22 protein-coding genes are annotated in these 26721 nt (G+C 62.6%); 11 read left to right on the forward strand and 11 right to left on the reverse strand.

What is annotated here, in order from left to right; translation table 11 throughout:
- Positions 1–4 precede the first annotated feature (4 nt).
- From FQ668_RS01015 to FQ668_RS01035, 5 genes are all read right to left on the reverse strand, one after another.
- The gene (locus FQ668_RS01015; RefSeq protein ID WP_076402461.1) at positions 5–2437 is read right to left on the reverse strand and encodes a TonB-dependent siderophore receptor; all 2433 of its coding nucleotides are present in this window, start codon (positions 2435–2437) and stop codon (positions 5–7) included.
- 252 nt (positions 2438–2689) lie between these two features.
- Entirely contained in the window at positions 2690–3646 is a 957-nt protein-coding gene (locus FQ668_RS01020) for a FecR domain-containing protein (RefSeq protein WP_014589412.1), read from the reverse strand.
- The gene (locus tag FQ668_RS01025; protein ID WP_010951704.1) at positions 3643–4161 is read right to left on the reverse strand and encodes an RNA polymerase sigma factor; all 519 of its coding nucleotides are present in this window, start codon (positions 4159–4161) and stop codon (positions 3643–3645) included. Before FQ668_RS01025 ends, FQ668_RS01020 begins: the two co-directional genes overlap by 4 nt.
- 147 nt (positions 4162–4308) lie before the next feature.
- On the reverse strand, positions 4309–5019 hold the full coding sequence (locus FQ668_RS01030) for a PolC-type DNA polymerase III (RefSeq protein WP_014589413.1): 711 nt from the start codon (positions 5017–5019) through the stop codon (positions 4309–4311).
- Positions 5016–6953 carry a putative nucleotidyltransferase substrate binding domain-containing protein gene (locus FQ668_RS01035; RefSeq protein ID WP_014589414.1) on the reverse strand — a complete coding sequence of 646 codons (1938 nt, stop codon included), beginning with the start codon at positions 6951–6953 and terminating at the stop codon, positions 5016–5018. The genes FQ668_RS01030 and FQ668_RS01035 overlap by 4 nt, the downstream gene beginning before the upstream one ends.
- 116 nt (positions 6954–7069) lie before the next feature.
- Here FQ668_RS01035 and FQ668_RS01040 point away from each other — a divergent pair, with 116 nt between their 5' ends.
- Positions 7070–7615 (forward strand): response regulator, encoded by a 546-nt coding sequence (locus FQ668_RS01040; protein ID WP_019437059.1) that lies wholly within the window; start codon positions 7070–7072, stop codon positions 7613–7615.
- 45 nt (positions 7616–7660) lie between these two features.
- Here the strand turns inward: FQ668_RS01040 and FQ668_RS01045 are convergent, their stop codons facing one another.
- Positions 7661–9838, reverse strand: a complete 2178-nt coding sequence (locus FQ668_RS01045) for a malate synthase G (RefSeq protein ID WP_014589416.1) — start codon at positions 9836–9838, stop codon at positions 7661–7663.
- Positions 9839–10287: 449 nt separating this feature from the next.
- Between FQ668_RS01045 and FQ668_RS01050 the strand changes: the two genes are divergently transcribed.
- Positions 10288–10806: a glycine cleavage system protein R gene (locus tag FQ668_RS01050; protein ID WP_014589417.1), complete on the forward strand. Its 519-nt coding sequence runs from the start codon at positions 10288–10290 to the stop codon at positions 10804–10806.
- Positions 10807–11130: 324 nt separating this feature from the next.
- Here the strand turns inward: FQ668_RS01050 and rarD are convergent, their stop codons facing one another.
- The 4 genes from rarD to FQ668_RS01070 all read right to left on the reverse strand — a co-directional run bounded on the left by rarD (position 11131) and on the right by FQ668_RS01070 (position 14704).
- Positions 11131–12018, reverse strand: coding sequence for an EamA family transporter RarD (rarD, locus tag FQ668_RS01055; RefSeq protein ID WP_019437061.1), 888 nt, complete (start codon positions 12016–12018; stop codon positions 11131–11133).
- A gap of 64 nt (positions 12019–12082) precedes the next feature.
- Positions 12083–13057 (reverse strand): serine/threonine protein kinase, encoded by a 975-nt coding sequence (locus FQ668_RS01060; RefSeq protein ID WP_144179833.1) that lies wholly within the window; start codon positions 13055–13057, stop codon positions 12083–12085.
- Between the two features lie 101 nt (positions 13058–13158).
- A complete protein-coding gene (locus tag FQ668_RS01065; protein ID WP_019437063.1) occupies positions 13159–13923 on the reverse strand; it encodes a TOBE domain-containing protein in 765 nt (254 codons plus the stop codon).
- 49 nt (positions 13924–13972) lie between these two features.
- Entirely contained in the window at positions 13973–14704 is a 732-nt protein-coding gene (locus FQ668_RS01070) for a ComF family protein (protein ID WP_014589422.1), read from the reverse strand.
- Positions 14705–14793: 89 nt separating this feature from the next.
- On the opposite strand from FQ668_RS01070, the gene bioB reads away from it, so the two are divergent.
- The 9 genes from bioB (at position 14794) to FQ668_RS01115 (ending at position 25415) form a co-directional block, all read left to right on the forward strand.
- A complete protein-coding gene (gene bioB, locus FQ668_RS01075) occupies positions 14794–15852 on the forward strand; it encodes a biotin synthase BioB (RefSeq protein ID WP_119714210.1) in 1059 nt (352 codons plus the stop codon).
- Between the two features lies 1 nt (position 15853).
- A complete protein-coding gene (gene bioF, locus FQ668_RS01080) occupies positions 15854–17026 on the forward strand; it encodes an 8-amino-7-oxononanoate synthase (protein WP_004577120.1) in 1173 nt (390 codons plus the stop codon).
- Positions 17019–17750 carry an alpha/beta fold hydrolase gene (locus FQ668_RS01085; protein ID WP_014589424.1) on the forward strand — a complete coding sequence of 244 codons (732 nt, stop codon included), beginning with the start codon at positions 17019–17021 and terminating at the stop codon, positions 17748–17750. The genes bioF and FQ668_RS01085 overlap by 8 nt, the downstream gene beginning before the upstream one ends.
- Positions 17743–18561, forward strand: a complete 819-nt coding sequence (gene bioC / locus FQ668_RS01090; protein WP_144179835.1) for a malonyl-ACP O-methyltransferase BioC — start codon at positions 17743–17745, stop codon at positions 18559–18561. The genes FQ668_RS01085 and bioC overlap by 8 nt, the downstream gene beginning before the upstream one ends.
- 10 nt (positions 18562–18571) lie before the next feature.
- On the forward strand, positions 18572–19252 hold the full coding sequence (gene bioD, locus FQ668_RS01095) for a dethiobiotin synthase (protein WP_003255605.1): 681 nt from the start codon (positions 18572–18574) through the stop codon (positions 19250–19252).
- A gap of 212 nt (positions 19253–19464) precedes the next feature.
- Positions 19465–19761 carry a hypothetical protein gene (locus FQ668_RS01100; protein WP_014589426.1) on the forward strand — a complete coding sequence of 99 codons (297 nt, stop codon included), beginning with the start codon at positions 19465–19467 and terminating at the stop codon, positions 19759–19761.
- 288 nt (positions 19762–20049) lie between these two features.
- Positions 20050–21855 (forward strand): phenylacyl-CoA dehydrogenase, encoded by a 1806-nt coding sequence (locus tag FQ668_RS01105; RefSeq protein WP_010951720.1) that lies wholly within the window; start codon positions 20050–20052, stop codon positions 21853–21855.
- A gap of 373 nt (positions 21856–22228) precedes the next feature.
- Positions 22229–23512: a diguanylate cyclase gene (locus FQ668_RS01110; RefSeq protein ID WP_014589427.1), complete on the forward strand. Its 1284-nt coding sequence runs from the start codon at positions 22229–22231 to the stop codon at positions 23510–23512.
- A gap of 124 nt (positions 23513–23636) precedes the next feature.
- Positions 23637–25415: an acyl-CoA dehydrogenase C-terminal domain-containing protein gene (locus tag FQ668_RS01115; RefSeq protein ID WP_144179837.1), complete on the forward strand. Its 1779-nt coding sequence runs from the start codon at positions 23637–23639 to the stop codon at positions 25413–25415.
- Positions 25416–25753: 338 nt separating this feature from the next.
- Here FQ668_RS01115 and FQ668_RS01120 read toward each other — a convergent pair whose 3' ends face one another.
- Positions 25754–26677, reverse strand: a complete 924-nt coding sequence (locus FQ668_RS01120) for a LysR family transcriptional regulator (protein WP_003255599.1) — start codon at positions 26675–26677, stop codon at positions 25754–25756.
- Positions 26678–26721: the final 44 nt, after the last annotated feature.

Raw genomic sequence — 26721 nt, forward strand, 5'->3', positions numbered from 1 at the left:
TCACTCAGAACTTGTAAGTGGCGCTGGCGACAACGCTGCGCTCATCGCCGTAGTAGCAGTAGTACGAGTCACAAGTAGAGAGGTAGTCCTTGTTCAGCAAGTTGGTGGCGGTGACTGCTACCGACGCGCCCTTCAGGCTGCCGTTCAGGCGACCCAGGTCGTAATGCACCGACCCGTCGAAGACGGTGTAGGCCTTGGCCTTGCCCAGGTAGGTATTGCCTTGGTCACCGTAGGTATTACCGGTATAACGCGCGCCCAGGCCGATGCCGAAGCCGTCGAGTAAGCCTGAGTGCCAGGTGTAGTCGCCCCAGATGGACGCTTGCTGGTTAGGCATCAGTTGCAGGCGGTTACCTTTGAAATCGCCATCCTGCACCTCGGACTTGGCCAGGGTGTAGGCGGCAATGACCTTCAGGTTGTCGGTTACATCGGAAACCGCTTCCAGCTCAAGGCCGCGGACTTTCACTTCACCGGTCTGGCTGGTGATGGTCACACCACCGACCGTGTTGGTGACCGAGACGTTTTTCTGAGTCAGGTCGTACACGGCTGCCGACAACAGGGTGTTGGACCCCGGCGGCTGATACTTCACGCCCAGCTCCCACTGTTTGCCTTCGGTGGGCTTGAACGAGTCCGAGGCCGACACACTGGCATTGCTGGACGGCTGGAACGACTCGGCATAGGACAGGTACGGCACAAAGCCCGAGTCGAAAACATAGCTGATGGCTGCGTTGCCGCTGAACTTCTTGTCCCGCTGGGTATTGGTGGCATCGCCCTGGTTGAAGAACTTGGTGCCGGTGTGCACCCAGTCTTCACGACCGCCCAGGGTCAGGCGCCAGTTACCAAGCGCCATCTGGTCCTGCACGTACAGGCCGGTCTGACGGGTTTTCTGGTTGTAGTCGTAAAACGCGGTCGAGCGATCCGGGCGAGTGATCGGCAGCCCGTAGACCGGGTTGTTGACGTTGCTGTCCGGCACGTTGAAGTCGAAGATCGACAGGTAGTTGGTGTTGATGCGCTGGTGGTCCAGGCCGATCAACAGCGTGTGGTCGATATCCCCGGTAGCGAAGTCCGCCTGGAAGTTGTTGTCCACCGCGAACTGGCTGATGTCTTCATCGGTGTTGGTGGACATGCGGCTGACAGTGCCATCGTCCTGCACCGGCGGCGAGCTCTTGTTGTAGCTGCCAGGGGTGATGGTCTGGAACGACAGGTCCGACTTGGTGTAGCGCAGGTTCTGGCGGAATTGCCAGACGTCATTGATGCGGTGTTCGAAGGCGTAACCCAGCGCGTAGTAAGTGCGGTCGTAGAACTCGTAATCCGGGTCACCCAGGTTCTTGTGGTGCGAGATCTTGCCGAACGGCATGTCGATCTTGGTGCCCTGGATGGGCCGGAACTGGCTGGTGGCACCGGTATCGTCACGGGTGAACTGGGTCAGGAAGGTCAGCGTCGTGTCTTCGTCTATGTTCCAGGTCAGGCTTGGGGCAATGTTGTAGCGCTTGTTGTCAATGTGGTCAATTTGCGTGCCACTGTCACGGATAACGCCACTGACGCCATAGAGAAAGCGACCTTCATCGTCGATCTTGCCGGTGCTGGCGAAGTTGATCTGGCGATGGTTGTCGCTGCCGTATTGAAGCTCGATTTCGTGAGCGCTTTCCGCTTGCGGGCGGCGGCTGACCATGTCCAGCAGGCCGCCAGGTGGGGTCTGGCCGTAGATCGAAGAGGCCGGGCCGCGCAGCAGGGCGAGGCGGTCGAGGTTCCAGGTTTCGGCTTTCGGGTTGGCGTACACGCCGCGGGGCAGCGGCAGGCCATCGAGGAACTGCGTTGGCTCGAAGCCGCGCACGCGCATCCAGTCATAACGGGTGTCGCTGCCGAAGCTGGCGGAGACGATGCCTGGCATGTAGCGCACTGCATCATCCAGGCTGTGTACACCGCGGTCTTTCATTTGCTCGCGGGTGGCGACAGAGATGGAGCGGGGGACTTCTACAAGTGCCGTGTCAGTCTTGGTGCCAGCAGCGGTGCGCTTGGCCACGTAGCCTTCAACCGGGCCCCAGGCGCTTTCGCTGGTGCTGGTGGCATTCACGGTGGTTTCCGGCAAGGCCAGGGTGCCATCCGGCACGGCCACCAGGCTGTAGCTGCCCGCAGTGCTCTGCTGCAACTGTAGGCCGGTACCGCTCAGGGCGGCTTGCAGGGCGCCCAGGCCGTCGTATTGGCCGCTGACCGGGGCCGAGGTGCGGCCGCTGACCAGTGCCGGGTCGATGGCCAAGGCAATGCCGGCCTGGCTGGCGATCTGGTTGAGGGTGGTGGCCAGTGGCGCGCTGGGCAGGTTGTAGGCGCGCGAGGTGGATTGCTCGGCGGCGAACAAGGCAGGGCTGGTCAGCGGGGCAGCCAGGCCGATGGCCAGGGCCATCAGGCTGGGGCGCAGGATATGATCAACGGCACGGGACATGCGGCGGTTCCTCGACGGGTAAGTGCTTGCTGCTTCCTTGCCGAGCGAGATCTGAAAAGTGTCAGGGTGAATCTGAAAAATATTGAGAATTATTAAAAAGGTATTTTGCCAGCACCGGCCTCTTCGCGGGTGAACCCGTTCCTACGACGACCCCGATGTGTGCCCACCACCGTGGTAGGATCGGGTTTACCCGCGAATACGGTGGCGGCGGCAACGCTGAACGGCTAGTGGAGATTGGCCAGCAGGCCCGGCCTATTTGGACGTGACGTTCACCCACCACTGGGTATGCCGCTCGATCTTCACCGGCAACGCTGGCACCAGTGAGGCGAGTGCCAGGTCGGTGTTGGTCAGCGGGAAGCTGCCGGTCACGCGCAGGTCGGCGACCTTGGCATCCACCCCGAGGTAGCCGCTGCGGTACTGGCCCAATGTGGCGAGCAGGTCGCCCAGCCGTACGTTGTCGACCACCAGCATGCCGCGGGTCCAGGCATCGGCACCGGCAGGCACCGTGCCAACCTCGCCGAGGCCGTTGGCGTTCATCAACACCTGCTGGCCTTCGCGCAGCACCTGTTCGTCGCCGCTGTCATGCGGCATGGCGGCGACCGAGGCCTGCAGCACTTCCAGGCGCGTACCGCCGGCTTCGCGGCGCACCAGGAAGCGCGTGCCCAGTGGCCGCAAGCGACCGTCTTCAGTGCGTACCAGCAGCGGGCGCGGGTCCTGGTGGCCGGTTTCGACCGAGATTTCGCCCTGGTGCAGCACGATCACCCGTTGCGCGCCGGCGTAGTCGATGTCCACGGCGGTGTGGGTGTTCAGGCTCAGCAGTGTGCCGTCTTCCAGGCGCAAGGTACGCAACTCTCCCGTGGCGGTGCGCTGGTCGGCCAACCAGTAGCTGGGTGCCAGCGACGGGGCGCCGACCCATGCCAGCAGCGCGCCGAGCAGAAACGTACCGGCCAGCCCGCCGCCAACCTTGCCAATGCGTCGCCGCAGGCTGGCGCGCGATTGCAGCAGCGCCTGGCGTGCCGGGCCAGCCGCCGCGCTAACGCGCTGGTCCATGGCGCCGAGCTGGCGCCAGGCACGTGCGTGCTCTTCGCTGGCGGCATGCCAGCGCATGAATTCACTGCGTTCATCAGGCGTGCCGCTGCTGTCGCCGAGGCTGAGTTTCCAGGCAATCGCGGCTTCCAGGACCCGGGACGAAACCGGGAGGTTGCTCACGTCGGCTCCCCGTACAAGGCCACGTAGCACTGGCGCATCCCTTGGGCGATGTACTGGCGCACCCGCGATACCGAAACGCCAAGGCGCTCGGCAATTTCGGCATGGCCCATGCCGTCCAGACGGCTGTGCAGAAACGCCGCGCGAGCCTTGCTCGACAGCTTGCCGAGCAGGCGGTCAATGGCTTTGAGGTCTTCAAGGATCAGGTGCTGCATTTCTGGCGAGGGCTGTTCAGCTTCAGGGATCAGTGCCAGCTCGGCCAGGTAGGCCTGCTCCAGCGCAGCGCGGCGGAAGTGGTCGAACATCAGCCCCTTGGCCACGGCGGCCAGAAACGCGCGGGGTTCGCGGGGGGTGTCCAGTTGCTCACGACCAAGCAGGCGCACGAAGGTGTCCTGGCTCAGGTCTTCAGCACGTTGGCGGCAGGCCATGCTGCGTTGCAGCCAGGCGAGCAGCCAGCCGCGGTGGTCGCGGTACAGCGCACCGACCAGATCGGCGTGTGGGCTTTGTGCAGAAGACAAGCAGCGTCCCCCCGGAACGAATGCATTAACTAACGATAATTATTCGCGATTGTTGCAGAGGGGAGGGGGTGGGTGCAATGGACGCTTATCGGATTGCCATCATGGAAAAGGCTGAAGGGTATGCCTTGGAATTTTCAGTGCCTATCCCTACAAACCATGACTCTGCATCTTGCGCCGTCGCCACCCGCGCAACCGTTGCTCCAGCTGCAGCGGGCTGTCCAGTTGCTGGCGCCGGGCCTGGCTGAACAGGATCAGCGCCAGTTCTGCGGTCACCTGGGCATCGGCACTGGCATGATGGCGTTCTTCAACCTGCAAGCCAAACCGCGCTACCCAGTCATCCAGCCCGGCCTCGCGCAGCACTGTGTCGGGGTTGAGCATCGGCGCCAGTTCGGCAATATCGAGAAACGGCGACTGCAAGCGGTAACCCAGGCTCTCTTTCAGCGCACGGGCCAGCATGCGTTGGTCGAATGGCGCGTGAAACGCCAGCACCGGGCTGTTGCCAATGAAATCGAGCAAATCCAGCAGGGCCTCGGCCGGGTCGCAACCGGCAGCCAGGGCGCTGGGGCCCAAGCCGTGGATCAGTACGCTGGCGTTGGTCTTCTGCAAAGGGCGGTGCAATGTGCGTTCGAACTGCTGGGCAAAGTCGATGGCACCGTCTTCGATGGCCACCGCCCCGATCGACAGTACCTGATCACGGTTGGGGTTGAGCCCGCTGGTTTCCAGGTCCAGCACCACCCAGCGCTGCTCGCGCAGGGTACATACCCCCAGCGGCACGGGCTTGGGCAACCGGGCCAGGCGCTGGCGTGTGGCGTGGTCCAGCTCGGGCGCGCTGGGGCGCAGCCAGGCGAACAGGCTCACAACTGGTACCTCAAGGCCAGGCTGCTTTGCAGGCGCTGGGCCTGGCGCAGCGACTCGCGCAGGATGCGCCGGTCCAGGTGGTTGAGGCTGTCCGGGTCGAGCCGGTTGGAGTAAGGCAGGTTGTCGCGTATCTGGCGCTGGTGCTGCTGCATGCGGGTTTGCTGGATGAAGTGGTAGGCCTCTTCATAGGCGGCGCCGTCCAACGGTTCGATCACGCCCTTGGCTACCAGTTGGCGCAGGCGCTCCAGGGTATTGCAGGCAGCTATGCCATTGGCCAGAGCGAGCAAACGGGCACCATCCACGAAGGGCGTCAGGCCCTGGACCTTGAGGTCGAGAGTCGCCGCCTTGTCGTTGCCCTGGCGTGTCAGCACGAACTCGCGCAACCGGCCCACCGGCGGGCGTTGGCGCAGGGCGTTGTCAGCCATCATGCGCTGGAAGATGCGGTTGTCGGCTACCTGTGCCAGCAGGCCCTGGCGCAGTTGCTCGCAGCCTTGCTCGTCGCCCCACACTACCCGTAGGTCGAAGTAGATGCTCGAGCCCAGCAGGTTCTCCGGGCTGGCTTCGCGAACAAACCCGGCAAAGCGTCGCGCCCACTCGCTGCGCGACAGGCACAGTTCTGGGTTGCCGGCCATGACGTTACCCATGCACAGGGTAAAACCGCACTGGGCCAGGCACTGGTTGATGTATTGCGCCAGCGGCAGCAGGCGAGCGCGGATGGCGTCGGCCTCGGCGCTGTCGACTGCTTCGAAGAGGATGCCGTTGTCCTGGTCCGTGTGCAGGGTCTGCTCGCGTCGTCCTTCGCTGCCAAAGCACAGCCAGCTGAACGGCACGCCCGGGTCGCCACGTTCGGCCAGGGCCAGTTCGATGACTCGGCACACGGTATGGTCGTTGAGCAAGGTAATGATCTGGGTGATCTGCGTCGACGATGCGCCATGGGCCAGCATGCGTTCTACAAGCTGGCTGATTTCGCCCCGCAGTGAAACCAGCGTATCCAGGCGGGGCGCATGGCGTATGGTGCGTGCCAGGTGAACCAGATCGACCCGTTGCAGGGAAAACAGGTCGCGCTCGGAAACCACCCCGCACAGGCGCCGGTTTTCCACCAGGCATACATGGGCAATATGCCGCTCGGTCATGGCCATGGCGGCATCAAAGGCGCTGGCCTGGGGTGGGAGGTAGAACGGTTTGGCCGTCATGTGCCGGTCGATGGCGGCGCCCAGGTCTGCATCTATTGTCGCCACCACCTGGCGCAGGTCGCGCAAGGTGAAGATACCGATGGGGTAGCGCTGCGGGTCGACCACCACGATGCTGCCCACCTGTTGCTCGTGCATCAGCCGCACGGCCTCGCGCAGGGGCGTATTGGCGCTGCACACCACCGGGTGACGCATGGCCAGTTCACCCAGGGGGGTGTTCAGCGAGTATTGGGTGCCGAGGGTTTCCACAGCGCGCTGGCGTACTTGCTGATTGACCTGATCAAGCAGGCTGCTGACACCGCGCAGGGCAAAATCCCGAAACACTTCAGACATCGAGAACACGCGGATGAATGCGGCCTTGTTCAGTTGCAGGCAGAAGGTGTCTTCCCCGGCCAGGTGCTCGGTGCGGGTTGCTCGCTCACCCAGCAGGGCTGCCAGCGGGAAGCACTCGCCGCTGGTGATCTCGAACGTGGTCTCGACACCTGGTTTGGCCAGGTGCTGGCGCTCGCCAACCACGCGGCCCTGCTTGACGATGTAGAAGTGCTCGACCGGCCCGTCGGCAGGTTTGACGATGCTTTCACCGCAGGCGTAGAAGCGCAGCTGGCACTGCTCGACCAAGAAGGCCAGGTGGCTGTGCTCCATCTGGTTGAACGGCGGAAAGCGCTGCAGGAACTGCAATGTGCCTTGAATGTTTTGCAGTACCGCTGTCTTGCCCGCCTGGCTGTAGGCGTCCTTTTTGCTCATGAAACTGACCGTATCGCTATGCCGAACTATATATATCTATATATAGGTACCGGCCATGTTGTTCTCTGCCTCCATGGTCGGCTTGCGGCGGGGTGGTGCCCATTGGACGTAAGTCTATGAGCGCCCTTGTCAAAGACCCGACGAAAGGCGAAACGGGTTACGCGAGTAATGCGGTCCTAATGCTGAAGCGGAATTTTTTTGACGAGATGAGCATGCCTGAGCACACCGACATCCTGAGCGACGCCGAGCGCGAGGCCTTGGCTGTGATAAACCAAAATGCGCCTGTGGCAGCCAGACCGTTGGTGCTGGTGGTGGATGACAACGCGGTTAACCGCGAGGCGCTGATTCTGTACCTGAAAAGCCGGGGCATCGATGCGGTGGGCGCGGATGGGGCCGAGGAAGCCAGGTTGTACCTGCACTACCAGAAGCGTATCGGCTTGATGATTACCGATTTGCGCATGCAGCCTGAAAGTGGACTGGACTTGATCAGGACGATTCGTGCGTCGGAGCGGGCGGCGTTGTCGATCATTGTGGTGTCGGGCGACACCGATGTGGAAGAGGCAGTGGATGTGATGCACCTGGGGGTGGTGGACTTCCTGCTCAAGCCGGTGGATCTGGGCAAGCTGTTGGAGCTGGTGAACAAAGAACTGAAAATTGGATGATGCGCAGGGGGGACCGTAAAACGGCCCCCCTGGCGCAGATGCTGCTTACAACCCGTTACGCGCCTTGAACTCGCGGCGACGGCGGTGCAGTACCGGCTCGGTATAACCGTTCGGTTGCTTGCCACCTTCCACTACCAGTTCCACAGCCGCCTGGAACGCCACGTTGTCGTCGAAGTTCGGCGCCATTGGGCGGTACAGTGGGTCGCCAGCGTTCTGCTGATCGACCACCACGGCCATGCGCTTGAGGCTTTCCAGCACCTGTTCCTGGCTGACCACGCCGTGGCGCAGCCAGTTGGCCAGCAGCTGGGCGGAGATGCGCAGGGTGGCACGGTCTTCCATCAGGCCGACGTTGTTGATGTCCGGCACCTTCGAGCAACCCACGCCCTGGTCGATCCAGCGCACCACGTAGCCGAGAATGCCCTGGGCGTTGTTGTCCAGCTCGTTGCGGATCTCTTCGGCCGACCAGTTGGTGTCGGCAGCCAGCGGAATGGCCAGAATGTCATCCACCGACGCCGGGGTACGTGAAGCCAGTTCACGCTGGCGCGCCTGTACGTCCACCTTGTGGTAGTGCAGGGCGTGCAGGGTGGCGGCAGTTGGCGACGGTACCCAGGCGGTGTTGGCACCGGCCAGTGGGTGGGCGATCTTCTGCTCGAGCATGGCGGCCATCAGGTCAGGCATGGCCCACATGCCTTTGCCGATCTGCGCACGGCCTTGCAGGCCGGTGGCCAGGCCAACGTCGACGTTGTTGTTTTCGTAGGCGCCGATCCACTTCTCGTTCTTCATGGCACCTTTGCGCACCACGGCGCCGGCTTCCATCGAGGTGTGGATTTCATCGCCAGTGCGGTCAAGGAAGCCGGTATTGATGAACGCCACGCGCTCGGCGGCTGCCTTGATGCAGGATTTGAGGTTGACCGTGGTACGGCGTTCCTCGTCCATGATGCCGACCTTGACGGTGTTGCGTGGCATGCCCAGCAGGTCTTCGACCTGGCTGAAGATCTCGGCGGCGAAGGCCACTTCCTCAGGGCCGTGCATCTTCGGCTTGACGATGTACACGCTGCCGCTGCGGGTATTCTTGCGGCTAGTGTTACCGTTGAGATTGTGCAGGGCGATCAGGTTGGTGAACAGCCCGTCCTGGATACCTTCGGGGATTTCGTTGCCCTGGGCATCGAGGATCGCCGGGTTGGTCATCAGGTGGCCAACGTTGCGCACGAACAGCAACGAACGACCGTGCAGGGTCACGCTGCCGCCGTTAGGCGCAGCGTACTCGCGGTCCGGGTTCATGGTGCGGGTGAAGGTTTTGCCACCCTTGCTCACGCTTTCGGCCAGGTCGCCTTTCATCAAGCCCAGCCAGTTGCGGTAGACGATGACTTTGTCGTCAGCGTCGACGGCTGCAACCGAGTCTTCGCAGTCCATGATGGTGGTCAGTGCCGACTCCATCAGGATGTCTTTGACGCCAGCGGCGTCGGTGCTGCCGACCGGGGTGCTGGCATCGACCTGGATTTCGAAGTGCAGGCCGTTGTGCTTGAGCAGCACAGCAGTGGGCGCGGCGGCGTCGCCGTGGAAGCCAATCAGTTGCGCATCGTCGCGTAGGCCAGTGTTGCTGCCGCCTTTCAGGGCAACAACCAGCTTGCCGCCTTCGATGCGATAGCCCGTGGAGTCGACGTGCGAGCCGGCGGCCAGTGGCGCGGCTTCGTCGAGGAAGGCGCGGGCGAAGGCGATGACCTTGTCGCCGCGTATCTTGTTGTAACCCTGGCCTTTTTCGGCGCCGCCTTCATCGCTGATGGCGTCGGTGCCGTACAGGGCATCGTACAGCGAACCCCAGCGGGCGTTGGCGGCGTTCAGGGCGAAGCGGGCGTTCATCACCGGCACGACCAGTTGTGGACCGGCCATGTGGGCGATTTCTTCGTCCACATTCTGGGTGGTGGCCTGGAAATCGTCGGCTTGTGGCAGCAGGTAGCCGATTTCCTGGAGGAATGCTTTGTAGGCTGCGGCGTCGTGGGCCTGGCCTTTGCGTGCCTGGTGCCAGGCGTCGATCTTGGCTTGCAGCTCGTCGCGCTTGGCGAGCAGGGCTTTGTTCTTTGGAGCGAGGTCATTGATGATCTTCTCTGCACCCGCCCAGAACTGCTCGGCGACGATGCCGGTCCCGGGGATGGCTTCGTTGTTCACGAAGTCGTACAGGACCTTGGCGACCTGAAGGCCACCGACTTGAACGTATCCAGTCATTGCTTGCCTCACTCTGCTCAGCTATTTCGCTCTTCTGTATTAAGCCTGTAGCGCTTCTCTAAACACGGCACCAGTGCATGCCTCCGGGGTTGCTCGGGGGCGGCTGGGTGCGGCCTGCCAGACAGGCTGGCGGGCAGTGTGCGTATTTTCACAGGCGCCTTGGCAGACATCCAAACGACGTTTTGTAGTCCGCGCCACGGGATACTACATGAAGCAGTAGGCGGGGCAAAATCAGACTAAAAGCGCCGTTATGCGACCCGTTGGTCGCGTATGGTCACGCTGGGAGTAGGTATGTTCGCAAAAAACAGGTGGATTGTTCCAGATAAATCTTGAAACAGTACACGATTGGCTGTGCAGATTGCCCTGCGGCAGGTTGCCGCGCCTTGCCTATACTGACTCGATCCCCCGATTTTCTGCCGCCCGGCGCGGTCCGACACGAGGAAGGGCTTGTGGATCATCTTGTACTGACTGTAATTGCCCCTGACAAGGCCGGCCAGGTCGAACGTATTGCCCAGTGCATTGCCGACCACAGTGGTAACTGGCTGGAAAGCCGCATGTCGCGTATGGCCGGGCAGTTTGCTGGGATTCTGCGGGTGGCGGTGCCGGCAGAGAATTACGCCGAGCTTGTGGCCTCGCTGCAGGGGCTGGCCAGGTATGACATTCGCGTGCTGATTGCCGAGAGCGGGATCGAGCCGTCGTGCACCTGGAAGCCGATTGCCATGGAGCTGGTGGGTAACGACCGGCCGGGTATCGTGCGGGACATTACCCGCTTGCTGGCCGAGTTGCAGGTAAACGTCGAGCGGTTTTCCACAGAAGTGCGGCCGGCGCCGATGAGCAGTGAGCCGTTGTTCCACGCTGACGCGTTGCTGGCGCTGCCGCTGACCTTGCCGCTGGATGAACTGCAGCAGAAGCTAGAGAGCTTGGCGGATGACTTGATGGTGGAGTTGAAGCTGCGGGCAGAGGATTGAACAGAGGCTGCCGAGGCCGCTTTGCGGCCCAATCGCGACACAAGGCCGCTCCCTCAGGTTCCTGTGTACACCGGACAAATGTCGGTCTTGTGTCGCGAAGCGGCCATCTGCGGTTATCCCGATATCACGGGGAAGGCCCTGTGGATAACCTGGGGGTGTACCTCTCCAGCCCAGGTATCACGTGCCTTGTACTGTTTTGCTCAAAAAATGCCCAATTATCAGCGGCTTGTGCACAAAGTGCGGGGACGAGGGTGTGGATAACCTATGGAGATGTCTCTGCAGGCCAGGCGCTACATGACCTGCAGAGTTTTGATCGTTTTCTGATCAGCTACGTTTGCGCAAGTTCAGCCATGCATCGACGCTGTAAATCGCCAAACCTGCCCAAATGAACATGAAGGCCGCCAGGGTGCTCGACGACAAATGCTCGTCGAACAGCACTACGGCCTGCAACAGCACCAAGGTCGGCGCCAGGTACTGCAGGAAGCCCAGCGTGGTGTACGGCAGGTGCCGTGCGGCGGCGTTGAAGCATACCAGCGGCACCAGCGTCACCGGCCCGGCCGCCATCAGCCACAGCGCCTCGCTGCTGGTATAGAACGCGCCCTGGGCACTCATCGCTGCCGGGTGCAGTAGCAGCCAGCCAAGGGCCAGCGGTACCAGCATCCAGGTTTCCACCACCAGGCCGGGCAGCGCAGCCACCGGCGCCTGCTTACGGATCAGCCCATAGAAGCCGAAGCTCAACGCCAGCACCAGCGACACCCACGGCAGGCTGCCCACTTGCCACACCTGCTGCGCCACACCCACGGTAGCCATGCCCACCGCCAGCCATTGCAGGCGGCGCAGGCGCTCACCAAGAATCAGCATGCCCAGCAGTACATTGATCAGCGGGTTGATGTAATAGCCCAGGCTGGCCTCGAGCATACGGCCGTTGTTCACCGACCACACGTAGGTCAGCCAGTTACCGGCGATCAGTGCCCCGCTCAGTGCCAGGATGCCCAGCCGGCGCGGGTTGTTGCGCAGTTCACGCCACCAGCCGGGGTGTTTCCACACCAGTAGCAGCAGCGAGCCGAACAGTGCTGACCAGAGCACCCGGTGGACAATGATCTCCACCGCCGGGACGCTCTGGATTGCCTTGAAGTAGAGGGGGAAAAGGCCCCAGATGATGTAGGCGCTCAAGCCCAGTATGTACCCGCGACGCGGGTTTGCGGCGTGCATGCAGAATCCTTGCTTAGGTTGCTAAATAAAGCGACGCCTATTGTAGACAGAGGCGGGCGTGCTTCTAGAACAATTTCAGCGGAGCTTCATCCAGCGCAGCCATCTGTTCGCGCAAGGCGAGAATCTGGTCGCCCCAGTAGCGTGGCTGGCCGAACCAAGGGAAGCTGGGCGGGAACGCCGGGTCGTCCCAGCGCCTTGCCAGCCAGGCGCTATAGTGCAGCTGGCGCAGGGCGCGCAGGGGCTCGATCAGGGCCAGTTCGCGCGGGTCGAAGTCGTGGAACTCGTTGTAGCCGTCGATCAGCTCGGCCAGTTGCCCCAGGCGCTCCTCACGGTTGCCGGCCAGCATCATCCACAGGTCTTGCACCGCTGGGCCCATGCGGCAATCGTCGAGGTCGACCACGTGGTACACCTCGTCACGGTGCATCAGGTTGCCGGGGTGCAGGTCGCCGTGCAGGCGGATGAGCTGGTGTGGTGTGCGAGCGTAGATGTCCTCCACCCGCTTGAGCAGATCGCGGGCCACGGACTCGAACGCCGGCTGCAGTTCACGCGGGACAAAATTACCCTCCAGCAAGGTGTTCAGCGAGGCGTGGCCAAAGTTGTCCACAGCCAGTGCCTCACGGTGCTTGAACGGCTTGCTGGCGCCCACGCCATGCAGGCGGCCAAGTAACTGGCCCAGGCGATACAACTGGTCGAGGTTGCCAGGTTCGGGGGCGTGGCCGCCGCGACGGGGGAACAGCGTGAAGCGGAAGCCCTTGTGTTCGAACAAAGTGCGGTCATTGTGCTGCATGGGCGCAACCACCGGGACTTCGCAGTCGGCGAGTTCGGCCGTGAAGGCGTGTTCTTCGAGGATGGCTGCATCGCTCCAGCGGCCTGGGCGGTAGAACTTGGCAATCAACGGCTGCGCGTCTTCGATGCCCACCTGGTACACGCGGTTCTCGTAGCTGTTCAGCGCCAGCACCCGAGCGTCGCTGAGAAAGCCCAGGCTTTCCACTGCGTCCAGGACCAGGTCGGGGGTGAGGGTGTCAAAGGGGTGGGACATGGTGGCTCCGGAGGGTAAGCGGCGTGGGGCCATGGTAGCGCGTTATGCCTGTGCCGGCTTCTTCACAGGCAGGCCCGCAATCCGCTTGCCGTGTGGCCAGGCTATGCCGGTATCCCGATCAGCACATAGGACGGATGGAACTGCACCCGCACCGAGCTGCCGGCCGCCAATTGTTGCCCAGCCAACCACTGCGCCTCTGCAATGGCACACAACGTCTGGCCATTCCCCAGCGCCAGCCTGACCTCGCTGGGGCCATCCTCCTCGGCCAGCACTTCTTCCACCGTTGCGCTCAAACAGTTGCTGCCTCCCTCGGCTTCTTCCTCTTGCGCCAGCAACCGCACCCACCCGGCCTTTAGCAGCGCCACCACCATCGTTCCCAGGGTCAGCTCCAGGCGCGCCGTGCTGTCGTGGGTGATCAGCGCATCGATCTCCAACCCGCCACCCAATGCCAGGCTGACGCGGTCATACCGGCCTTCAGGGCGCAGGCCGCTGACCTGGCCCTGCAACTGGTTGCGCGCACTGGTGCGCAGCATCAGGCGCCCGAGCAGGTCGAGGTCGCCGGATTCTTCGGCGGCCTCAAGGATTTGTGCCTGCAGGGCCTGCAGCCTTTGGTACAGGCGCAACACCCGCTCGCCTTCCGGCGACAGATGCGCACCGCCACCGCCACGGCCACCGGTGCTGCGCTTGACCAAGGGCTGGCTGGCCAGATTGTTGAGCTCGTCGATGGCATCCCAGGCCGCCTTGTAGCTGATACCCGCGGCCTTGGCGGCGCGGGTGATCGAGCCTTGTTCGGCAATGTGCTGCAGCAGCGCGATGCGCTGTGGGCGGCGGGCGATGTGCTGGGTGAGAACGGGGGGTAGGGACATGGGTATTCCGTATACAAGGGTGCTTTACAAATGGGCAGGTCGCGCCTGGTCATACATACCCCGGTTTGGGCGTACGTGCCAGGCAATACACATCCACCCGCCGCGCACCTGCCTTGCGCAGTGCCTGGGCGATAGCCTGCGCAGTGGCACCGGTGGTCAACACATCATCGACGATGGCGACATGCTTGCCTTCCAGTTCGCCCTTTACCGCGAACGCCTGGCGTAAATTGCGCTGCCGTGCCTTGGCGCCCAGATGTTGCTGTGCCGGTGTCTCGCGTGTGCGGACCAGCAAACGCTCGTTGCAGGTTACGCCGACGTGCGATGACAACCACCGCCCAAGCATCCCTGCCTGGTTGAACCCCCGCTCGCGCAGTCGACGCCTGGCCAAAGGCACAGGCAACAGCAGGTCAGGGCGAGGCAACCCTTCGGCATAGCGATACAGCAGCCCCTGCCCCAGCAGTTCAGCCATCAGGCGCCCCAAAGGCCATTGGCGATTGTGCTTGAAACGGCTGATCAACGTGTCCACCGGAAAGCCGAAATGCCACAGGGCAATGACCTGATCGAAGGCCGGCAAGCAGCGGCCACATGGGGCGCAGGTCAAGCCGGCCATAGGCAGGGGCAGGGCGCAATGCCGGCACTGATCACCCAGCCAGGGCAGCGCCTGTTCGCAGGTGATGCACAGCGGGTAATGCTGTTCGGCAGGCTCATCGCATAACAAGCACTTCTGATTAATAAGTGAGCACTTGTAAACCAGTCGCTTCCAGTGCAGTTGACAGTTCATAGGCCTTCCATGACTATGCGAGCTATCCGTGATGCGCTGGCGGGCTTTCCTGTCCCGGCGCCAGCTACAGCCTAAACAAGGAAACGCCGATGAGCGCCAGCACAACTGCAACAACACGTCACGACTGGTCCCTGGCCGAGGTCAAGGCGCTGTTCCAGCAACCGTTCAATGACTTGCTGTTCCAGGCGCAGACCGTGCACCGCGCGCATTTCGACCCCAACCGCGTGCAGGTTTCGACCTTGCTGTCGATCAAGACCGGCGCCTGCCCGGAAGATTGCAAATATTGTCCGCAGTCCGGTCACTACAACACCGGGCTGGAGAAACAGAAGCTGATGGAAGTGCAGAAGGTGCTGGAGGAAGCTGCCCGCGCCAAAGCCATCGGTTCTACCCGTTTCTGCATGGGGGCGGCGTGGAAACACCCGTCGGCCAAAGACATGCCCTACGTGCTGGAGATGGTCAAAGGCGTCAAGGCCATGGGCCTGGAAACCTGCATGACCCTCGGCAAACTCGACCAGGAGCAGACCAAGGCCCTGGCCCAGGCTGGTCTGGACTACTACAACCACAACCTCGACACCTCGCCGGAGTTCTACGGCAGCATCATCACCACGCGTACCTACAGCGAGCGCCTGCAGACCCTGGCCTACGTGCGCGATGCCGGGATGAAAATCTGCTCTGGTGGCATTCTGGGCATGGGTGAGTCGCTGGATGACCGTGCCGGCCTGCTGATCCAGCTGGCCAACCTACCGGAGCATCCGGAGTCGGTGCCGATCAACATGCTGGTCAAGGTGGCCGGCACGCCGCTGGCTGAGGAAGAGGACGTCGACCCGTTCGACTTTATCCGTATGCTGGCCGTGGCCCGGATCCTCATGCCCAAGTCTCACGTGCGCCTGTCCGCCGGCCGCGAGCAGATGAACGAGCAGATGCAGGCCCTGGCCTTCATGGCGGGCGCCAACTCGATCTTCTACGGCGAAAAGCTGTTGACCACCGCCAACCCCCAGGCCGACAAGGACATGCAGCTGTTCGCACGCCTGGGCATCAAGCCCGAAGCGCGTGAAGAGCACGCCGACGAAGTGCACCAGGCAGCCATCGAGCAAGCGCTGGTCGAGCAGCGCAGCAGCGAGATGTTCTACGAAGCCGCGACAGCCTGACATGGCTTTCGACCTGGCAGCGCGCCTGGCCGAACGGCGCGCCGCAGACCTGTATCGGCAGCGGCCATTGCTGGAAAGCCCGCAAGGGCCGGAAGTGGTGGTCGACGGCCAGCGGTTGCTGGCCTTCTGCAGCAATGACTACCTGGGCCTGGCCAACCACCCCGAGGTGATCGCCGCCTGGCAGGCCGGCGCCGAGCGCTGGGGTGTGGGAGGTGGTGCCTCGCACCTGGTGGTTGGCCACAGCACCCCGCACCATCAGGTTGAAGAGGCACTGGCTGAACTCACCGGCCGCCCGCGCGCCCTGTTGTTCTCCACCGGCTATATGGCCAATCTGGGCGCCATCACCGCGCTGGTGGGGCAGGGCGACACGGTACTGCAAGACCGCCTCAACCATGCCTCGCTGCTGGATGGCGGGCTGCTCAGTGGTGCCCGCTTCAACCGCTACCTGCATAACGACCCGGCCAGCCTGGCCAGCCGCCTGGACAAGGCAGTCGGCAATACCCTGGTGGTGACCGATGGCGTATTCAGCATGGACGGTGACCTGGCCGACCTGCCGGCGCTGGCTGATGTCGCCCGTGCCCGCGGAGCCTGGCTGATGGTTGACGATGCCCATGGCCTGGGTACCTTGGGCGCACAGGGCGGCGGCATCGTCGAGCACTTTGGCCTGGGCGTGGATGACGTACCGGTGCTGATCGGCACGCTGGGCAAGGCTTGCGGCACTGCGGGCGCCTTTGTTGCTGGCAGCGAAGCGCTGATCGAGGCGCTGGTACAGTTCGCCCGCCCCTATATCTACACCACCAGCCAGCCACCGGCGCTGGCCTGCGCCACACTCAAGAGCCTGGAGCTGCTGCGCCGCGAAACCTGGCGTCGTGAGCACCTGGCAGCCTTGATTCGCCAGTTCCGAGAAGGCGCGCAGCAGCTGGGGCTGCAGTTGATGGACAGCCCGACGCCGATCCAGCCCATCGTGATCGGCGACAGTGCGCAGGCGTTGCGCCTGTCACGCCTGCTGCGTGAGCGCGGCTTGCTGGTGACGGCCATCCGTCCACCCACCGTGCCGGCTGGCAGCGCACGCCTGCGGGTAACCCTGAGCGCCGCACACAGCGAGGCGCAGGTGCAGCTATTGTTGAATGCATTGGCCGAGTGTTATCCACAGTTGGAGAACGCCGATGCGTAATCGACTTGTTCTATTGCCCGGCTGGGGCTTGGGAACTGCTGCGCTGGAGCCGCTGGCCGCTAGCCTGCGAGCCCAGGACGCCCGCCTGCAGGTAGAGCTGATGCCCCTGCCAGAACTGGCCCACAGCGATGTGCAGGCCTGGATCGACCATCTGGACCGCAAGCTGCCCAACAATGTCTGGCTGGGTGGCTGGTCACTGGGTGGCATGTTGGCCAGCGCGCTGGCGCACAAGCGTGGCGACCACTGCTGCGGGCTGCTGACCTTGGCCAGCAACCCCAGCTTCCTGGCCCGGCCAGATTGGCCCCATGGCATGGCCGAAGACACCTTCGGCACCTTCCTCGACGGTTGCCGCAACCATACTCAGGTTACCCTCAAGCGCTTCCGTACCCTGTGCAGCGACGGCGCCCTGCAGCCGCGCACCCTGTTGCGCCAACTGGGTGTCGGCGTGCCGGATACCGACCCGTTGTACCTGGCCACTGGCCTTGAAGTGCTGGCCAAGCTGGACACCCGTGAAGCCTTGCAGGCCTATGATGGCCCGCAACTGCACCTGTTCGCCGGCAGCGATGCACTAGTGCCGGCAGAGGCGGCAAAGGCGTTGAGCGAGCTGTTGCCCGATGTAGAAGTGGGCCTGGTCGAAGACAGTTCCCACGCGTTTTTGCTGGAGTACCCGCAGGAGCTGGCGGCGGGCATCAAGAGTTTTCTGCATGAGAGTGGCGATGACTGACCTTTCCCGTCCGACCCTGCCCGGCGCATTACCCGACAAGCGCCAGGTGGCGGCCTCGTTCTCCCGCGCCGCGGCCAGCTACGACAGCGTGGCGGCCCTTCAGCGCGCTGTAGGCCTGAGCCTGCTGGAGCAGTTGCCGGCAGGCCTGCAGCCGTCACACTGGCTGGACCTGGGCAGTGGCACCGGCCATTTCAGCCGCATGCTGGCTGAGCGTTTCGCCCAGGCCAGCGGCGTGGCGGTGGATATTGCCGAGGGCATGTTGCTTCATGCCCGTCATGTTAAGGGTGGGGCGCAGTATCACGTGGTTGGCGACGCCGAGCGTTTGCCGCTGCCCGATGGCAGCATCGACCTGGTGTTTTCCAGCCTGGCGGTGCAGTGGTGCGATCAGTTCGCCAGTGTGCTGGCCGAGGCGCAGCGGGTGCTGTGCCCAGGCGGTGTACTGGCCTTCAGCAGCCTGTGCGTGGGCACCCTCGACGAACTGCGCGCCAGCTGGCAGGCGGTGGATGGCCTGGTGCATGTAAACCGCTTCCGCCGTTTCGAAGACTATCAGCGCCTGTGCGCAGCCAGCGGTTTTGAACAGCTTGAGCTAGAGCGGTGCCCGCATGTGCTGCACTACCCGGATGTGCGCAGCCTGACCCACGAACTGAAGGCGTTGGGGGCGCACAATCTGAACCCTGGGCGACCTTCCGGCCTCACCGGCCGGGCGCGAATGCAGGGCCTGTTGCAGGCCTATGAGGCATTTCGCCAGCCCGCGGGGCTGCCAGCCACCTATCAAGTGGTCTATGGTGTGTTGCGCAAGCCACAGGTGTAAGGGGAGCACGATGAGCCAGGCCTTTTTCATTGCGGGTACCGATACCGATGTCGGTAAGACCACCATCGCCGCCGGCCTGTTGCATGCGGCGCGTTTGCAGGGCATGAGCACGCTGGGTGCCAAGCCGGTGGCCTCGGGCTGCACCATGACGCCGAAAGGCTTGCGCAATAGCGATGCCCTGGCGCTGATCGACGAAAGCACGGTCAAGCTGCCCTATGAGCAGGTCAATCCGTTTGCCTTCGAGCCTGCTATAGCCCCGCATGTGGCGGCGCGCGAGGCAGGGGTGACGCTGGCTGTACCTGAACTGCTCGCGGCGATGCGCAATGTGCTGCAACAAAATGCCGACTTCACCTTGATAGAGGGGGCCGGTGGCTGGCGTGTACCGCTGTCGGGCCTGGAAAACCTGTCCGACCTTGCCGTTGCCCTGCGGTTGCCGGTGATTCTGGTGGTAGGCGTGCGGTTGGGTTGCATCAGCCATGCCTTGCTCAGCGCCGAAGCGATCGAGCGTGATGGGCTGCAGTTGGCGGGTTGGGTGGCAAACATCATCGAGCCGCGCACCTCACGCCTGGAAGAGAACCTGGCCAGCCTTGCAGAGCGCCTGCCGGCGCCTTGCCTGGGGCGGGTGCCCAAGCTCAAGCAGGCCAGTGCCGACATGGTGGCTGAGCATCTGCAGCTGGATCTGTTGGATTAGTGTGTTGCAGGCCCGGCCTCTTCGCGGGTAAACCCGCTCCTACGAGGGAACGCATACCGTTGTGGGCGCGGGTTTACCCGCGAAGCGGCCAGTGCAGGAATACCCAAGGCCTATCAACTGGCATTGAGCTATTAGGGATTTAAACGGGCCTTTTCGCCCCTAGCCTGTTTTAATTGGGGCTGTTCGTCATCCAGCGTCAATGGAGTCCTGACATGGAAATCACCGGTAGCTCCGCCTACTACGCGGGCCTGAGCGCAATCCAGACCGGCCAGAACCGCGTCGATCAGGCCGCCAGCCAGATCGCCAACACCACTGCCGAACGTACCGCCACTAGCCAGTCCAGCGATTTTCAGGCCGAACGCCTGCGCGCGGTCGACCGCAGCCAGCAGATGGACTTGGCCACCAGTGTCGTGCAACAGGCGGTGGGCAAGACCGAAGTCGAGCTCGGCGCAAAGGTCGTCAAGGCATCCGACGAAATGCTTGGCCGGATCATCGACACCTACGCCTGAACATTTGCTTCATCCCTTATTTCAGCGCCTGCCCTTGTAGGAGCGGGCTTGCCCGCGAATGCGTCCGATCAGACAACAATTTTGTCTGGTCGGGCCTCTTCGCGGGCAAGCCCGCTCCTACAAGGGTTTGTGCCATCGCATGACTGATTTGCCATTTTTCGTGGCGTAAATGGCACCATAGTCCATCCTTGACAGAAAGCTGAGCTAAACGTAAGTTTCAAACAACTGTTTGATCGGCTTCCGCCAAGCGCGGGTCACCCCACAGAACTCACCTAGAGGTTCATCGCAATGCCTGACTACAAAGCCCCCTTGCGTGATATCCGCTTCGTTCGCGACGAGCTGCTTGGCTATGAGGCGCACTATCAGAGCCTGCCGGGCTGCCAGGACGCCACGCCCGACATGGTCGACGCGATCCTTGAAGAAGGCGCGAAGTTCTGTGAGCAGGTGTTGTCGCCGCTGAACCGCGTGGGTGACCAGGAAGGCTGCACCTGGAGCGAATCGGGGGTGAAAACCCCAACCGGCTTCAAGGAAGCCTACCAGCAGTTCGTCGAAGGCGGCTGGCCGAGCCTGGCACATGACGTCGAACATGGCGGCCAAGGCCTGCCAGAATCGCTGGGCCTGGCCCTGAGCGAAATGGTCGGTGGCTCGAACTGGTCGTGGGGTATGTACCCAGGCCTGTCGCATGGCGCGATGAACACTATTTCTGCGCATGGCACTGCCGAGCAGCAGCACACCTACCTGACCAAGCTGGTGTCCGGCGAGTGGACCGGCACCATGTGCCTGACTGAACCGCACTGCGGGACCGACCTGGGCATGCTGCGCACCAAGGCCGAGCCACAGGCCGATGGTAGCTACAAAGTGTCGGGCACCAAGATCTTCATTTCGGCCGGTGAGCACGACATGGCCGACAACATCGTCCATATCGTTCTGGCCCGCCTGCCGGACGCACCGGCCGGCACCAAGGGTATTTCACTGTTCATCGTGCCGAAGTTCCTGCCCAACGCCGAAGGCGGTGTGGGCGAGCGCAACGGCGTGAGCTGCGGCTCGATCGAACACAAGATGGGCATCCACGGTAACGCCACCTGCGTCATGAACTTCGATGCTGCCACCGGCTACCTGATCGGCCCAGCCAACAAAGGCCTGAACTGCATGTTCACCTTCATGAACACTGCTCGTCTGGGGACCGCGCTGCAAGGCCTGGCTCACGCCGAGGTCGCGTTCCAGGGTGGCTTGAAGTACGCCCGTGAGCGCCTGCAGATGCGTTCCCTGACCGGCCCGAAAGCACCGGACAAGGCCGCTGACCCGATTATCGTCCATCCCGACGTGCGCCGCATGCTGCTGACCATGAAGGCCTTCGCCGAAGGCAACCGCGCGATGGTTTACTTCACCGCCAAGCAGGTGGACATCGTCAAGTACAGCCAGGACGAAGAAGAGCGCAAGAAGGCTGACGCCCTGCTGGCGTTCCTGACCCCGATCGCCAAGGCATTCATGACCGAAGTCGGTTTCGAAGCCGCCAACCACGGCGTACAGATCTACGGTGGCCATGGCTTCATCGCCGAATGGGGCATGGAGCAGAACGTGCGCGACAGCCGTATCTCCATGCTGTACGAAGGCACTACCGGTATTCAGGCCCTCGACCTGCTCGGTCGCAAAGTGCTGATGACTCAGGGCGAAGCACTGAAGGGCTTCACCAAGATCGTGCACAAGTTCTGCCAGGCGCAGGAAGGTAACGAAGCGGTCAAGGAGTTCGTCGAACCGCTGGCGGCCATCAACAAGGAGTGGGGCGAGCTGACCATGAAAGTGGGCATGGCTGCCATGAAGGACCGTGAAGAAGTGGGTGCGGCTTCGGTCGATTACCTGATGTACTCCGGCTATGCCTGCCTGGCCTACTTCTGGGCCGACATCGCCCGCCTGGCCGCCGAGAAACTGGCAGCCGGCACCAGCGAGGAGGCGTTCTACACCGCCAAGCTGCAGACAGCCCGCTTCTACTTCCAGCGCATCCTGCCACGTACCCGTACCCATGTGGCGACCATGCTGTCGGGCGCCAACAACCTGATGGCGATGGACGAAGAGCACTTCGGTCTGTCGTACTGATACTGGCGCTTTACCCAAAACCCGCCTGCCCTGACCGGCAGGCGGGTTTTTTACGTCTTCAGGTTCAGCGTGGTCCCTCGTAGGAGCGGGTTTACCCGCGAAAGGGCCGGCCTTGCTGGCCAATTTTCACCCGCCGTTCACCGTTGCCGCCACCACCGTATTCGCGGGTAAACCCGCTCCTACCACACTGATCGGTGGTGGCCACACATCAGGGGTTGAACACAGGCCGTCGTAGGAACGGGTTTACCCGCGAAGGATGCGACACGGTGCATGGGAAGTTCGTTAATCCAACCGCAAATTCAACTGTTCCAGTGCACTGCCGATGAAGTGAGGGCACAATGCCATTATTGATCTGCCGGGTTGGAGATTACCCTTGTTTCGTCTTAACGCTGTTCGCGCAAGCCACTTCCTGCCGTCGCTGTTCTTGTTGCTGGCAGGGCTCGCCGCAGCCTATGTGAGAGACCTCAGCGTCTTTTTCACATCGCTGTTCAATGTCCTGCCTACCTTGGTTCTACTGCTGGGCGGCGCCTACTGTGCGGTTTACCGCCGCCAGCGTGAGCTGTTCCTGATGCTGACGGTGTACATCGCCTACTTCCTGCTCGATACCCAGACCGACTTCTACCGTGACCATGGCCGCGTGCGTGAGGACGCCGCGGTGATCTTCCACCTTGTCTGCCTGTTGCTGCCGGCGCTGTTCGGGCTGTATGGCGCCTGGCAGGAGCGTACGCACCTGCTGCAGGACCTGGTCGCTCGCGGTGCCGTGCTGTTTGCCGTGGGCAGTGTGGCGGTGGCCCTCCAGCAAAGCTACCCCGAGGCGTTGCTGACCTGGTTGGCGGAGATCCGCTGGCCGGCTTTGCATGGCCACTGGATGAGCCTGATCCAGATGGTCTACCCGCTGTTCCTGGGTGTGTTCATTCTGCTGGTGGTGCAGTACCTGCGTGCACCCCGGCCGCTGCATGCCGCCCAGTTGATCGGCCTGCTGGGCATTTTCTGGATGCTGCCGCAAACCTTCATCCTGCCGTTTACCTTGAACATCATGTGCAGCCAGGTAATGCTGATGATCGCCGCAGCAGTGGCGCACGAGGCTTATCAGATGGCCTTCCGTGACGAGCTGACTGGCCTGCCGGGGCGCCGTGCCCTGAACGAGCGCATGCAGCGCCTGGGGCGTAACTATGTGATCGCCATGACCGATGTCGACCACTTCAAGAAATTCAACGACACCCACGGCCACGATGTCGGTGACCAAGTGCTGCGGTTGGTCGCCAGCCGTTTGTCCAAAGTCACCGGCGGTGGCCGCGCCTACCGTTATGGCGGGGAAGAGTTCGCTCTGGTGTTCGCCGGCAAGACTGCCGCGGAATGCGTGCCGCATGTGGAAGCCGTGCGTGAAGTGATCGCCAATTACGTGATGCACCTGCGCGATCAGCACAACCGCCCGCAGGATGATACCGCCGGGCGCCAGCGCCGGGCTGGCAGCACCGGCGGCACCGTCTCGGTCACCATCAGTATCGGCGTGGCCGAGCGCCAGGCCGATCATCGCAACCCCGAGGCGGTGCTGAAATCCGCCGACCAGGCGCTCTACAGTGCCAAAGGCGCGGGGCGCAATTGTGTCATGGTGCATGGGCGACAATCACTGCGTGGGGCAGTGCGCACGGCGTGACCAGGCGAGACTATGCAGTCTATTGATGACCCTATGTCTCGCAAAAGTTGTTCGGTTACACTGCCAGTAACCCCAGTGTCGCGGTTCCCCGAGACCGCCCCGACCCGACTAGCGAGAGGTTGTCATGGCTGACTATAAAGCGCCCCTGCGCGACATGCGCTTCGTACTGAATGAAGTCTTCAACGTGGCCGAGCAGTGGACGCAGTTGCCCGGGCTGGCCGAGGTTGTCGATGCCGACACAGCCATCGCCGTGCTGGAAGAAGCCGGCAAGGTAACCGCCAGGACCATTGCGCCGCTCAGCCGCGCCGCCGACGAAGAGGGCTGCCACTGGGACAACGGCGCGGTACGCACCCCAGCCGGGTTCATCGAGGCCTACAACACTTACGCTGAAGGCGGCTGGGTGGGCGTGGGCGGCGATCCGCTGTTCGGCGGTATGGGTATGCCCAAGGCCATCTCGGCCCAGGTGGAGGAAATGGTCAACGCGTCCAGCCTGGCCTTCGGCCTGTACCCGATGCTGACCGCCGGCGCCTGCCTGTCGATCAACGCCCACGCCAGCGAGGCCTTGAAGGAAAAATACCTTCCGAACATGTATGCCGGCGTTTGGGCCGGCTCCATGTGCCTGACCGAGCCGCATGCCGGTACTGACCTGGGCATTATCCGCACCAAGGCCGAGCCCCAGGCTGACGGCAGCTACAAGGTCAGCGGCACCAAGATCTTCATCACGGGTGGCGAACACGACCTGACCGAGAACATCATCCATCTTGTGCTGGCCAAGTTGCCGGATGCACCGGCGGGGCCGAAAGGTATTTCGCTGTTCCTGGTGCCGAAATTCCTGGTCAACGAAAACGGTAGCCTCGGCGCGCGGAACCCGGCCACTTGCGGCTCGATCGAGCACAAAATGGGCATCCAGGCTTCGGCTACCTGTGTGATGAACTTCGACGAAGCTGTCGGCTACATCGTCGGTGAGCCGAACAAAGGCCTGGCGGCCATGTTCACCATGATGAACTACGAGCGCCTGGGCGTCGGCATTCAAGGCCTGGCGTCGGCCGAGCGCTCCTACCAGAATGCCGTGGAGTACGCCCGCGATCGCCTGCAAAGCCGTGCCCCGACCGGCCCACAAGCCAAGGACAAGGCTGCTGACCCGATCATCGTCCACCCGGATGTGCGTCGCATGCTGTTGACCATGAAGGCGCTGATCGAGGGTGGCCGCGCTTTTTCCACCTACGTGGCCATGCAACTGGACAGTGCCAAGTACAGCGAAGACGCCAGCGTGCGCAAACGCAGCGAAGAGCTGGTGGCACTGCTGACGCCGGTGGCGAAGGCATTCCTCACCGACCTGGGCCTGGAGTGCGCAGTGCACGGCCAGCAGGTATTCGGCGGGCATGGTTACATTCGTGAGTGGGGGCAGGAGCAGTTGGTGCGCGATGTGCGCATTACCCAGATTTACGAGGGTACCAATGGCATCCAGGCCCTCGACCTGATGGGGCGTAAGGTGGTGGCCAGCGGCGGGGCATACTACAAGCTGTTCTCTGACGAGATTCGCCAGTTCATTAACCGTGCGGGCAGCGAATTGGACGAATTCACCAAGCCACTGGGCGCTTCGCTCGACCAGCTCGACGGGTTGACCGAGTGGGTATTGCAGCAGGCCAAGGGCAACCCGAATGAAATTGGCGCGGCTTCGGTCGAGTACCTGCATGCCTTTGGCTATGTTGCCTATGGCTACATGTGGGCACTGATGGCGCGGGCGGCCCAGGCGGGCGAGGGGGATGCGCCGTTCTATTCGGGCAAGCTGGGTACGGCGCGGTTCTACTTCGCGCGGTTGCTGCCACGGGTGGATTCGCTGGTGGCTTCGGTGAAGGCGGGAAGTGAGTCGCTGTACCTGCTGGATGCCGAGCAGTTCTGATCGATTGTTGGGGCTGCTGCGCAGCCCAATCGCGACGCAAGGCCGCTCCCACAGGCATCGCCTAAGTTTGGATAGGTGGAAGCGGCCCCAGCCATCGCATATCTGTGAATGAACCCTCTGTGTAAGCTTTTTCCTACACGACGTGGTGACTTTTCACCACTGTTCTAAGATTGGATCCACGGTTAATCTTTACCACATGGACGTTGCGCAGGAAGCGCAAAGGACAGATCAAGGATGACGACGAAGGACCACCTGCCAGGATGGCGGGGCGATACGGATGTCACAGGGAAACAGTCTGGAAAACCCCGCTTCGGCGGGGTTTTCTTTATGTGCGTGTTTTAAGCCAGCACATCCAGCGGTGATGCACCCAACAGGCGGGCGTCCGTCTCTTCCTCAAGCAATGTGCGCAGCAACTCTACAGAGGCCTGCTGGCGCTGGGCATCGCGAAATACGAGGCCAACCTTCAATGGCACGCGCGGCTCGCTCAACGGCTTCCACAGCAGCCCCTGATCATCTTCGGCGGCCTCCTTGGCGCGCCCCGGCAGAATGGTCGCCAGCGCTGTGTGCGCGAGGCTATCGAGAATCCCTGCCATATTGTTCATCTCTGCCTGCACCTGCGGCCGTCGGCCCTGGCTGGCCAGCTGCGCCTGCCAGATCTGACGGATCTGGAACTCCTCGCCCAGCATCAGCATGGGCAACTCGGCGGCCTGGCGGATGGACACCTTCTTGAAGTCCTTCAGCGGGTGGGTATCGGGTATGACCAACTGCAACTCGTCTTCGTACAACAGCAGGCCATGCAGCCCTGGCTGGCGCGGCGGCAAATAGCTGATGCCGATGTCCAGGTTACCGTTGAGCAGGCGCCGTTCGATCTCCAACCCCGACAACTCGTAAATCTGCACGACCAGGTGAGGTTGAGCCTTGCGCAGCCGTTCAAGCAACTGCGGTATCAGGCTTGGCCGCACGGTCTGCAATACACCGATAGCCAAGGTGCGCAGCGACTGGCCCTTGAAGTTGCGCATGGCCTCGTGGGCACGCTGCAGGCCGTCGAGCAACGGCAGGGCATGGTTGTACAAGGTGTGGGCGGCCAGGGTCGGCAGCAAGCGTTTGTTGCTGCGCTCGAACAGGCTCAGGTCGAGGCTGTGCTCCAACTGGCGAATCTGCTGGGAAAGCGCCGGCTGTGACAGCGACAGGCGTTCGGCGGCACGGCCTACGTGACCTTCTTCGTACACCGCGACGAAATAACGCAGTTGGCGGAAATCCATAAGCAACACTTATCGAAAATGCTGGAAAAACGAAATGGTCGAAA

The organism is Pseudomonas sp. Kh14, from assembly GCF_900291005.1.
Lineage (GTDB): Bacteria > Pseudomonadota > Gammaproteobacteria > Pseudomonadales > Pseudomonadaceae > Aquipseudomonas > Aquipseudomonas alloputida.